At 63.0% G+C, this 12,346-nt stretch carries 7 protein-coding genes; 4 read left to right on the forward strand and 3 right to left on the reverse strand.

The annotated features are described in order from the left end of the window. Positions 1-165: 165 nt before the first annotated feature. Positions 166-852 carry a PIG-L deacetylase family protein gene (locus ACR9Y2_RS28350; RefSeq protein ID WP_435045240.1) on the reverse strand — a complete coding sequence of 229 codons (687 nt, stop codon included), beginning with the start codon at positions 850-852 and terminating at the stop codon, positions 166-168. Between the two features lie 373 nt (positions 853-1,225). Here ACR9Y2_RS28350 and ACR9Y2_RS28355 point away from each other — a divergent pair, with 373 nt between their 5' ends. From ACR9Y2_RS28355 to ACR9Y2_RS28370, 4 genes are all read left to right on the forward strand, one after another. After that, entirely contained in the window at positions 1,226-1,657 is a 432-nt protein-coding gene (locus ACR9Y2_RS28355) for a hypothetical protein (RefSeq protein WP_435045241.1), read from the forward strand. A 450-nt stretch (positions 1,658-2,107) separates the two neighbouring features. After that, positions 2,108-2,713, forward strand: coding sequence for a hypothetical protein (locus ACR9Y2_RS28360; RefSeq protein ID WP_435045242.1), 606 nt, complete (start codon positions 2,108-2,110; stop codon positions 2,711-2,713). A 570-nt stretch (positions 2,714-3,283) separates the two neighbouring features. Then, on the forward strand, positions 3,284-3,670 hold the full coding sequence (locus ACR9Y2_RS28365; RefSeq protein ID WP_194449692.1) for a BlaI/MecI/CopY family transcriptional regulator: 387 nt from the start codon (positions 3,284-3,286) through the stop codon (positions 3,668-3,670). Continuing rightward, positions 3,667-5,199, forward strand: coding sequence for a M56 family metallopeptidase (locus ACR9Y2_RS28370; RefSeq protein WP_435045243.1), 1,533 nt, complete (start codon positions 3,667-3,669; stop codon positions 5,197-5,199). Before ACR9Y2_RS28365 ends, ACR9Y2_RS28370 begins: the two co-directional genes overlap by 4 nt. Before the next feature lie 1,382 nt (positions 5,200-6,581). On the opposite strand, the gene ACR9Y2_RS28375 is transcribed toward ACR9Y2_RS28370, so the two are convergent. Then, the gene (locus ACR9Y2_RS28375) at positions 6,582-10,973 is read right to left on the reverse strand and encodes an InlB B-repeat-containing protein (RefSeq protein WP_435045244.1); all 4,392 of its coding nucleotides are present in this window, start codon (positions 10,971-10,973) and stop codon (positions 6,582-6,584) included. Positions 10,974-11,699: 726 nt separating this feature from the next. Further along, entirely contained in the window at positions 11,700-12,236 is a 537-nt protein-coding gene (locus tag ACR9Y2_RS28380) for a hypothetical protein (protein WP_435045245.1), read from the reverse strand. Positions 12,237-12,346: the final 110 nt, after the last annotated feature.

Raw genomic sequence — 12,346 nt, forward strand, 5'->3', positions numbered from 1 at the left:
CATGTATGCCTGCGCTGCCGTTGGTGGAACTTCTCCCGCATTGCCCGCTCCCCTGTCGACGGCCTGTCCGGTCTCGACTGATTCGCCCACCTACGCGCCGCGCCGAACTGCCGCCCGTCAGCCATTCCGTCCAATGATGTTCGGCTTCTGGAACGCGCCTTCCTCTCAAAGCCCCGGCAAGCGGTCCATCTTTCCATCGCGGGTGAGCAACACAAACCCTTCCGCGGCCTTCAGTCCGGACTCCCGGCCCCGATAATTCTCCATGACCTCGTGATGAACGCGATAGATCTGTTCGCCATTCTGGCTGCGGTGCGCAAACAGGGCCGCCTTCTTCTTCTCGCGCACAGCCAGAATGTCCACGTAGTGCGTGGGCTGAAAGCCCATCGATTGGAACCCGCTGTTCACTTCGAAGAAGTACAGAACGGGCCGGTCTCGCAGGGCGAAGTACGATCGCATCGCGAGCAGGGAGGCCGCCTGGTGGTCCGCATGGGAGTCGATGGGCCAGTGAGCCAGCAGGACGTCCGGAGCCTCGGCGGCCAGCAGCTTCCGGAAGGCTTCGATGCGGGCCGAGTTCACTTCGGTGTCGCCATCGACCTGACCGGCGAAGATGGGCTTGGCCCCCAGGATGCGGCACGCTGCTTCTGCCTCCGCGGTGCGAATGGCCGCGGCCTCTTCGAGCGATTTGCCCTCGACTCCGCGCTCGCCGCGAGTCAGATAGACAATGCTCACCCGATGCCCCTCCGCCGCGTAGCGGGCGAGCGTCCCGCCGCAGCCCGACTCCGGATCGTCCGGATGGCCGCCCACGCAAACTACATTTAAGGGACGCGCCACAGCGCCCGGCGCCAGCGGCATCAATAAGCCGCCTGTTGTCAAAAAGCCTCGCCTGGTAACCACTGCTCCTCCGTTCATCCCGACTGCCCACCAGTCTATAAGTTAGGCCTCTTCGAAAGCACCGACCCGTTCGCTTCGTGGAAGTACCAAGTCAGCCTGCCCTGTAGAGCTGCCCGGGCATCGAGCCCTGGACGGGCGTGCATTCGCGGTGTACCCATCCTGTGTCTGGTCATACACCGGGTCACGGTGGATGGTATTCTCACCGGAGCCCAAGCCTCCGGCGTCACCGCCTTTTGCAAACGCAAGGAAGCCCGCAAAAACCCTCGTGCCGCAGCAGAAGCGCGTGTCCCATTTGTATCCTAAGGTAGAGTGTTCTCCGGCGGGAGTCAGGCTGATGAAATGGCAAGGCCGTCACTTTTTGAGGTTCAAGAAACTGTCGATCGCCGTCGTCGTGACCGCCGCGCTGGTGGCGCTCTTTGTGGAATTCGATCTCGACGCGGCGGAAAGCACTGTGCAGGGCCTTTTCTTTCGCCCGCAAGGCGTGTCCAAGTCCGCGCATTATGTGCCAAACGATGGGAAGAACCGATTGTGGTTCGACTGCTCGGTCGACAAGGTCCGCCAGGTGAACCATTGCCGTGCATGGGATCCAGGGGGCCGCTTACTCGGGGATGACGATTTCAGTCTTGACGAAGAAAAGCGAATGGCGAGTCCCTCTGAATTGCGGCCAGCATCCGTTCGTATGGATAGAGGCTCTATTTACCTGATCTGTCTGTCCGGACCCACCGACGCTTGTGAAAAGACATTGATTCCTGTCAGGAAGCGCTAGAGCGATCCTTCCGAGTGACCCCGAACGGACGAGATCCGGGATGGGAGGAAATTCGGGACGTCCTGGTGTCCTTCTCGCATTTTGATCCAGACATTCAGGATGGCCGATTTCTGTATCCAGCCGGCATCCGACGCCCCTACGGTTCTTGAACTCCTGGACCGCTATACTGCACGACTCAGCCCCTCAACGTCCGCTCGGTGGAGCCATCGCGCAGGCGGCTTTGGTTCTGTGATCCTGCGGCCTCCGGTCGATCAGGTTCACGGTCGCCGGCAGGGCCTGGTATCTGAACCTGGCAAAGTGACCCTGGCAAGCCACCCGCGCTCCTAAGTGCTTGCCGCTGTGGCAAATACCGGTTGAGATCCAAGTCATCCCCAAACCATGGTTTGGCCTCGCGAGTTCGCGCACCATAGGCCAGTAAGCATTCACGAAAACGTAGAGAGAGAGCAGACAATGAAAACGACCCATCAATCCCTTCTCCGCTTTGTGGCGACCGCTATGCTGGCGTGCCTGGCGCTGGCACCCACCGCCAGCGCATCGGACTATGACGGCTCGGTGTGGCTCACCAGCGCGGCCCAGGCGCCCAACGGGGGTACCTGGGTTCAGCTGCAAACCGGCGTGGAAATTGGCAAAACCGAGGCGAGAGGGGGTGCGCCGGTGTATGAAAGCGTCAACGAACCAGGCACCATCGTCGCCGTTCCCGGAAAGGCCGGTTACTGGGTGGTCGGCAAGAGAGGCTCGATCCACGCGCGCGGCGGAGCTCGCGAGTTGTGCGGCGGACACCTGAAGTACTGCACAAACTTTCCGTTTGAACCGCAGGATTGGGAGTTCGTGACGTTCGCGGCCGCTACGCCCGACGGCCAGGGACTGTGGGCGTTGGGCAGGCGAGGTCAGGTGTGGACTGTCGGGACGGCCACACCATACGGCGATGCCATTGAGGGATACGACCTCACGGCCACCGCCATCGTACCGACGCCATCGGGCAACGGCTACTACATTCTGAAAAACGACGGCGGCGTGCACGCCCGCGGGAACGGAGATGGAACGGGGACGGCCTGACGTGCACCTTTCTCCAGGCCACAGAAAACAAAGGCTTACAGACGCTATCCCCTTGCAGTCTCGCGTTTCACGGCTCCAAGACACGTGACCCGCTGGCCAACCTCTCGTCCAGCAACGTCCGTGAATGCAATAACATACGGTACCTCAACCGTCTCTGATCCCGAATACTACCTACTCCGAGGTACACATTCAATCCTTCGAAATTGCCGCTGGGACGGGTCGCGATCCCACCGGCAGACGAGTTCGGAGAGCGGAAGTCGCAAATGCCGGGGCTCACCCCCGTCCAGAACTAGCAGCCCCGATCCGCCGCCCGAACTCGCCAAAATGCCCACCAACCCGCCTCACTCCGGAATCCAGCTTAACTCCCAGGATTCTTTCGCCCCGGTCCACCGAACTGCGGCCTTGCAGACCCGACCCGGTCGCGCGCACACCCACTCGCTCTCCAGGCCGAGCGCCCATTCCTCATGCACACCCCCATGTTCAAACCGCCAAAATCTCAGGCAGCCAGCCACCCTCCGAATTGACGAAAGTTTTCGTTGACAATGACGAAGCTCTTCGTCATCATGAGTTGTGAAAAACAGCCTGCCCAATCCGACCTCCGCCGAATTGGAAATTCTCCAGGTCCTCTGGGACCACGGACCCCACTCCGTCCGTGAGGTTCAGCACCTGCTCAATCGCGTCAAACCCACGGGTTACACCACCGCATTAAAAATGCTGCAAATCATGACCGGCAAAGGCTTGGTCACTCGCGACGACACGAGCCGGCCGCAGATCTATAGCCCGCGCTACCCACGCGAGCACACTCAGCGGCAATTGCTGCGCGACCTCGCGGAGCGCGCCTTCGGCGGCTCTGTCAAAGCCTTGGTCCTGCAGGCTGTCGCCGGCCGCAAATCGTCCCGGCGTGAACTGGAGGAGATGGAAAAACTGCTCGATCGGCTGGAAGGAGAAAACAAATGACAGAGCTCGCTCACGCAATCAGCATGGCACTGCTCCACTTCGTGTGGCAGGGCGTCGTCGTCGCATTCCTGTTGTGGGTCGCCCTGGCGATCCTGGGCCCCCGGCCAGTCCGGCTGCGTTACGCACTCAGTTGCGCCGCCTTGCTCGCGATGAGCGCCGCCCCCGTTGTCACCGTCTGCCTCCTCTACCGCGCTCCGCGGCCGGCTGCCGTCTACCAGGGGCCGCCAGCACAATCTGTGGACGCAGCCGGTTCAGCCGCCCTGGCCGTTACCGCGCTCCTGCCTCGCTTCATCGCCACCGCCGAAGTCTGGGCACTGCCCGTCTGGTCGGCGGGTGTCATTCTCCTCGCGCTCCGCTTGCTCTGGGGCTCCCGTCACGTAGCCCGGCTGCGGCGCGAAGGCGAACCGGTCCCGCCCGATCTGCTGGAGACCGTGTCGCGGTTGGCCAGGCGCGTGGGCGTCGCCCGCACTGTACACGTCCTTCTCTCCCGGCTGGCCGACAGCCCCAGTGTCATTGGTTGGCTTCGGCCCGTAATCCTGATCCCACCCGCTTCGTTTTTGAACCTCAGCGCCGCGCAACTGGAAGCCGTGCTCGTGCACGAGTTGGCGCACATCCGGCGCCACGACTATCTCGTCAACCTGCTTCAGACCGTGGCCGAAACCGTGCTCTTCTACCAGCCCGCCGTCTGGTGGGTTTCCTCGCGCATCCGCGCCGAACGGGAACTCTGCTGCGACGACGTGGCGGTCGAAATCTGCGGCGATTCGATTGGGTACGCGCGAGCCCTCACGCTGCTGGAGCGGGCTCGCCTGGCCCTGCCCGAATTCGCCCAAAACAGCGCCACCGGACCCTTGCTGCACCGGGTCCTCCGGCTCACCGGTGCCTCGCAGCCTGCTCCTCGTGTGCCTGCCGCCGTAGCCGTGGGTCTCGCCGCCGTTTGCCTGCTGACCACTGTTCGCTGGGCCCAGGCACAGCCCCAGATGGCCGGGGAGGCGCGCGTCTCGAAGGATGCCGTCTGGATGGATAGCGTGAAGTTCGGCGAGTTCCCTGTGCTCGTCCGAGCCGTGGGCGCCATCACCGGCCCCGATACAGCCGAGTTGCAGGTGCCCTCTCCGGTCGCCAGCGAGGTGCAACTCGGCCAGAGTGCCTCCGTCGAAGTGGGTCGGGGCATCATCGCGGCGGGCACGGTCACCCGCATCGATTCACCACCTTCGAACGGGACGGTGCGCGTAGTAATTCAGTTCCAGGGCCCGGCAGGACAGCCCGCCGGCCACCCGGTGGATGGCGCCATTCGGGTCAAAGTACTCACCGACGTGGTCTACGTCGGTCGTCCCGCCGATCAGTCGGGCGGCGCGGAAGCTTCGTTGTTCAAACTCGATGCAGACCGCAAGTCCGCGAGCCGAGTGAAGGTTCGGTTCGGCGCCGCGTCCATAAACAGCATTCAGGTGCTCGAAGGCCTGCAACACGGCGATCGCATCATCGTCTCCGAAACAACGAAATTCAAAGGCTACGACCGCGTTCGCCTCGAATAGATGGGCCCGATAATCAGAGGAGGGGGCTGTCCCCTTTCAGGCGGACATCCCACTACATTCACGAAAAGGCGAGCAAATACCTAGATGCGAATTCGGACAGGGTGTTGGGAACGAATTGACAACTCCCATGCACCAAAGCCACCGGAGTTGAAATAGATGTACCAGGCAATAACCATATGGAAACGTTGTGATGGTATGGCGATCTGCTACCGGTGCCTTCAGAACGTTGAGTCCGGAAAGTTCACTGTTCAAAGCGCGGATGAATACCACCTGCCCGTGTCCGCTGAATGGAAGACGAAAATGGATCTACAGTTTGTGGAGCTATTGATCGAGGATGCTCCAGAAGCCCGTGTCGGCCGATCATTCGACACGATCACTGAGGCAATCGAACACCACGATAGAACATTTCACGACTTTGAAGACTTGGGGGACGAAACGCCTCCTGGCGGTTAAACCGGCAAGGAACGGGACGCAGGAGGCGCGACAGCCTGGCGTGCACCTTTCTGCAAGCCGCAGGACGCAGGAGGCGCGACAGCCTGGCGTGCACCTTTCTGCAAGCCGCAGGACGCAGGAGGCGCGACAGCCTGGCGTGCACCTTTCTGCAAGCCGCAGAAAAAGAAAGGCTTGTCGTCCCGTTCCAGTCACCGGTTGGCGTTTGACTGGCCCCAGCCTCGAAGTTGGCCAGGCTTCTTCTCGTCCAGTAACTGGCTCGGATGCAATAACATACAGGACAAAAGCACGCCCGCACTCTTGCCGCCACGTACTCCGAGGTACGCATTCAATCCATCGAAATGGCCACCGGGACGGGTCGCCATTTCGCGCAGAGCAGAGCCCGGAGACAGGAATTCACAGACGTTAGCGCTGAAGCTCCAGCTTCCGCTCCGAACCCCAGCTCACCACTTCGCCCCCCTGACACCCCAAGACCCCGAATCCAATCCAAGGCCCTCTTCCGTGGGGTATGCGTCCACGCTTGCGGGCCGGCATTCGTGCCGGCCTTCTTCCCCAAAAACCACACCCCCCTGACACCCCAAGACCCCGAATCCAATCCAAGGCCCTCTTCCGTGGGGTATGCGTCCACGCTTGCGGGCCGGCATTCGTGCCGGCCTTCTTCCCCAAAAACCACACCTCCCCGTGACACCCCAAGACCCCGAATCCAATCCAAGGCCCTCTTCCGTGGGGTATGCGTCCACGCACTATTCAGATCACAATCAGGCGGCCGGATGACAGTCCCGCCTCGATTGTCAGTGTGGTCGTACTCCCCAGCCCGGTGTGCTCTAGTCGGAGGGACCTTCCAATCATCCGGCCAGAGCCCGTTCCCAGGGGTAGCAGGCCCTGCGGCAACCAGCCGCCGCCAATCCTCATAGACTTGCCGCGAGCGGCCACTAGGGAATCGTCCAACTGCCCGTCGCCACCCAACCCGAGTCCCGGCGCAACGGATCCTGCATCCGCATATACAACTGTTTGGCCCCCAACATCGGCGCCTTCAGGTGAACGGGAACGCTGACTCTCACCAGCCCCCCTGGGCGCGCAATCGCCGTCAAAGCCGTATCCACCGAACACGCACTGCTATCCAGCGCCGCGGACGAGGTGCCCGGATTCACCGGGCCGAGGAAGAAGCCCACGTCACTCGAATACATCCACAGGCTGTTGCCCGCATGGTCATAGTGGAGGAAACAGAAGGGCTGTCCGCCGCCGTCCGTCGCCGCGGCGATCAGGAACTGCGACCACGCAGCCGGTGCGCCTGCAAACCCGGCTGGATCCTGGTAGGTCAGCGCGAACGCCTGCTGTGCACCCGCCCCGGAGGCCGGCTGGACACTCATGTTGCCGATAGGAGTCGGCGCAGTGGTCCACGTTCCGCGCTGCACCCAACCCGTATCGATGTCGCCCGTCGTATACGCCCGCAGGTAGACGTTCAGCGTCGCCGCCGTTTTGAAAACCGGGCGTGCATCCAGCGTGAAAGTGGTGCCGCTGCCGGTCACACTTGAGGTTTGAGTGTTGATCGCGCAGAGTTTGTTCTGAAGCGCCGCACTGGCGGTGCCTGGCTGAACCGGCCCTACGAAGAACCCACCATCCCCATAGAGCCAGAACCCATCGCCTCGCACATCGTAATGCAGGAAACAATACGGCTGGCCGCCCCCGTCCGCCGCCGCGGCCAGCAGGAATTGAACAAAGAGGAGGTCCGTATGGCCCAGGCTCGCCGAGTAGGTCGCCGTAAACACGCCCGAAGCGCCTGACCCGCTGGCAGGCGACACACTGACAGCGTCAGCCGACGGGGTCGCCGGAGTAAAGACGGCGTGGACCGCGCGAGGCGCTGTCATGCTGAGCCTCTGCCGCCCGTTGCTGCCGGTAAGGTCGCCGCTGAAGCCCGCGAATCGGTAGCCCCCGTCCGGGGTCGCTGTTATGGAGACCTGGTAATTCGAATCCTGGTAACCTGTGGCGGGCGCGATGGTCCCGCCCGCGGAAGCCGTGGTGGTCAGCAGATACTGGGTTTTGAAAGTGATCGAATACGTGTCGGACTCCCACAAGGTGAAGGACCGCTTAGTGGTAGCCCCACCTTCGGACCAACCCTGCAGCACATAGCGTGTTCCCGCGGTCGCTCCAGGCTGTATGCGCGCGACTTCCACCGTGTGCGTGCTGCCGGCGATCCAGTGGAAAGTTTGCGCGGTGGCATAGGTCACGCCGTCCACCACATAGGCCTGGCCCGCAGGCTCTGTGGAGAACGACACCGTCGCCTGCGGAGAAACCGCGGTAATGGCCGCGCTGTGGGCCAGACCCGCCGTGACCGCCGCCACTTGGGTCACACCGCCGGGCAACGTGGTCTGCCCCCTGTCGTTGGCGCCCCACGCCTGCAGCGTCCTCTGCCATCGCAGTGCCAGCGCGTGGGCTCCTCCTGCGGCCACTTGGCGCACGTCCTGCAAATTGGCGGGGATTCCCGCTTGGATGCTCGCCGGATTGTTCCCCCAGGCCACCACCGTTCCATTCCGGAGTGCCGCCAGGCTGAACTGCGTGCCCGCAGCAACAGATTCCACTGCCGCCAGGTTCGCCGGAACCGTGCTCTCGCCCGCGCCATTGCTGCCCCAGGCAATCACCGTGCCGTCACCCAGCACGGCCAGCGAATGATCCCCTCCCGCTGCAATGGCAACCGCGTTTTGAACCGAGGCCGGCACGCTGCTCTGCCCGCTGCCGTTCGCGCCCCAGGCCGCCACACTGCCGCTGCTCGTCAGCGCCAGGCTGTGGTGCGCCCCGGCCGCAATGGCGATCACGCTCGTCAGGTTGGCCGGGACACTGGACTGGCCGCTGCCGTTGTCCCCCCAGGCCGTCACCTGCCCCGCGGAACTGAGCGCCAGCGTGTGGTCCAGGCCCGCGGCGAGCGCGATCACACTGGCCAAGTTGGCCGGCACCTGGGCCTGCTGCTTGTCATTCGCGCCCCAGGCTGCCACCGTGCCGTCGCCCCGCAGGGCCGCCGTGTGCCTGCCTCCGGCGGCCAGGGCCGTCAGATTGGTCAAACCGTTGGGCGGCGAACACTGGCCGGAGGCGTGATCCCCCCAACAGAGCACCGCATTGCCGGTGCCGGAAACCTCGGTCGGGGCCGTCGCCTCGACTATGTTTGCGTTCGTGGACCTCACCTGCATCACCGGTGCGATGCTGCTGGTGGTATTCGCCGGGATCGAGACAACCGCCTGTATCGCCGGAAATGCCTGCCCTGCCGCGAGCGTGTCGGCGCGGCTGCACGTCGAACCGGAACAGCTCCAGCCGGTGCCCCAGAGGCTCTTGATCGTCACGTTCGTAAATGTCGCCGACACCCCGCTGACCGCGGTCGTGCCTTCGTTCAGCACGCGGCCCGCGAAGCTCGCATTCTGCTGACCCTGGATGAAAGGGCCCGCCTCGCGCAGGGTGGCTCGCAGGGCGGTCCCCGTTTGCGCCACGAAACTCGCGGTGACCAGGCCTGGAGCGTTCATCACGGTACGCGCGGGGTTGTTGCCCGTCGTGCCGAGATAGCCGCCGGTAAATCTGGAGAACACAAAGCCGGGCAATGGCGTTGCCTGGATCAGTACATTGGACCCGATCTCGAAGTACCCGCCAGCCGGGCTGATCGTCCCGCCGGCGCCCGCGCTGGTCTCCAGCCGGACCCTCGGCTTGTAATCCAGGGTGTACGCTGCGTCAGCGGAGCCGATCGTAATGCTGTGCGTGGCGGCCCCTCCGTCGCTCCAGGACGCAAAATTCCATTCCACCCAGTTGCCCGATGAGAACTGCTTCTGCCCGGTGGAGATCGTGTGGGTTCCTCCCGGCGCCACGCGCACCGCATTGTAATTGGTGGCGGGGATGCCGTCAATGGCGAATTTCGGCGAATCAATCGCGTAATTCTTCACGTCGAAATGTTGGGCGGTGACCTGCACGGATAAAACCACTGGAGGTGCGGAAAGGATGACCAGGAAGAAGCTGGGCGTCCCCGCAATGGCTCTGGTGGAGGCTAGGGAACCCGCTGCCAGCGCTACATTGGCCCACGGAGTTGCTTGACTGGAAGACGGGCCCCAGGCCCGGACGATGCCGTCATCCTGTAACGCCATCCCATAGCTGTCGCCGGCCAGTGCAACAACTCGGTTCAGGCCCGCTGGCGGAGTCAACAGTTCGCTGGTCCCTGCCTTGTCCCACACCACCACCGTTCCGTCGGCCCGGATCCCGGCAGCCGTGTCCAGATCCACTCGCTCCACTTGCACGAGGGCTCCCAGGTTGGCCGGAGTGGGCGGCACCCGTCCGCCCCACGAAACCACTCTTCCCTGTGCGGTGAGCGCGAAAGCTCCTCCCGTGCCTGCCGAGAGTTGCACGGCGTTCGAGAGGGCGGCGGGGATAAAAACCTCCGCTGGCATCGCCACTGACACGGCATGGACCGTACCCTCGGCGGTCAGCGCCAGGGCAAAGTTCGGCCCCGCGACAATCGAGACAATGTTCGACAGGCTGGATGTGTCCGGCACCTGATAATTCGTGCTCCAGGCAACAACATGCCCGTCACTCTTCAAGGCAAAGAACGTCGTGTCACCCGCTGCCACTGCGATCACATTCTTCAACCCTGCGGGCAGGGGCCAGTTGTTCGAACGGTCGAGGACCCATTGCACGACAGTCCCGTCTTTGCGCAGCGCTAGGCCACCCAATCGCGAGCCGGCAATCGCCACCGCATCCGACAGTGTGCGCGGGGCCAGGGACGCAACGGAAGATAGGGGGCCATTCTCCTGGCCATACAGCCATCCCTCCGAGGCGATGCTCGTCGCGTCGGTGGCCACGTTGTCGCTGATGTTCGAGTCCCCACCGCCCGACACCGTCACCAGGTTGCTGATCGAGCCCGGAGCGTTCGCCCCCACTGACGCCAGAACGGTAATTGTGGGTAGCATCTGGCCGGCAGCGAAGCTGTCGGTCCGGCTGCATGCACTCGCGGCGCAAGTCCAGCCCGGCCCCGACATCGAAGCAATGCTGATACCGGACGGCATCGACTCCACCACCGCGATGGCTCCGGAAGTGGCGCCCCCTCCCACGTTCGTCACCCGGATCAGATACACGGCATTGGTCTGTCCCCTCAGGAAACTGCTGGTGTGGGTGACCTGGATATTCAGATCCGGTCCGGCCGCGGCCTCGGATGGTCGCTGGACCACGCCCTGTCCGGGAATCGGCGAGACCGGCTCCTGCAAGCTACGCTGGACCTGCACCTGGGCGGAACAGGGATGGACGGCCAGGATCAGGCACGAAACCAGGGCAGAAATCGAAGCGGCAGCAGTACGCAAGACAACCTCAGAACAAGAATGTCACATCGTATTGCAGAAATTAAAGTGGGAATGCAGTGAACCGATATTATTCAATCAGCTGACATCGGGGAAGCGGGTAGCCTGGGGCGGGCCGTTTGATACGCCGCTGATAAAGAAGGACTTGCCGCCGGAGTCTCCTGGCCTGTCGGCGTTTGACCGCCCGGGCCCTGCTGGCCCGCCACCTTCCTCAACCGCCCTCAATTTCCAGGAATCCAGGAACATGCAGTACCTAAACAGTCTCATTTTCCACTCGCGGCGTACTCCGCAGTACATGTTCAATCAGTCGAAATTGCAACTGGGACGGGTCGCCATCCCGCGCAGAGCAGCGCCCGGAGACCGGAAGTCACAGACGTTAGCTCCGGAGCTCCAGCTTCCACTCCGAACCCCCATCCACGCCGCCCACCGCTTCGCCCCCTGACACCCCAAAGACCCCGAATCCAATCCAGGGCCCTCTTCCGTGGGGTATGCGTCCACGCTTGCGGGCCGGCATTCGTGCCGGCCTTCTTCCTCCAACCCCCCTCACCCCTTCCGAACCACCCCATTTCCCCACATGAAGCTTCTTTGATGACACAAGTTCGAGAAATATCTTCTCCCCTGCAATCAATACATTGCAGATATTCCTCTCCTAAATCCTAGGTCCACCCCCTACAAGAATGGTTATAGAGGACATTTTCTATGCACATCACCGAACCAGTCGATCGCGCCTCAGCCAACGCGCCGGTCCCCTTCCACAGGTGCACGGAAACGCAAGGAACACACCCGAAAGCCACAGAAAAGGTCGCCATGCCCGCAACCCAGATCTCCGAACGCCGCCTCGCTGCCAACCGAGCCAACGCCCAAAAATCCACCGGCCCCCGCACCGTACAGGGCAAAGCCAAAGTCGCCGACAACGCCCGCCGCACCGGAGCCTACAGCGAAGACCACCGCATGTCGCCCCGCCTCGAAGCCCACTTCCGAGCCATCGCCGAAGCCAACACCCAAAACCTGGCCGACCCAACCCTGCGCGCCCTCACTTTCGAGTGGCACATGCTCCAGGGCCACCTCGTCGTACAAGAGAGCCGCGAACGCGCCCTCTTCAACGCCGGTCTCGAATACGGGAAGGGCAACGAAGACATCGCCCGCGACTGGGTCCTCCGCCAGCACGGCTGCATCCAGGCCCTCAATCGCTACGCCGGTTGGATCCAGATGCGCCTCCACCGCGTCGAAGGCGCCATCCTCTCCACCCCAACTGGCCTGGACCACCTGACCCAACTCCTGGCCCCCAGCGAACCGCCCAGCCCCGCCGAGCCCGAAACCCAACAACCCACCGCGATTTTTGAGGGAACAAACCCACCAGCCCCCGAACCGCCGCC

Source organism: Paludibaculum fermentans (assembly GCF_051172195.1).
Classification (GTDB): Bacteria; Acidobacteriota; Terriglobia; order Bryobacterales; family Bryobacteraceae; genus Paludibaculum; species Paludibaculum fermentans_A.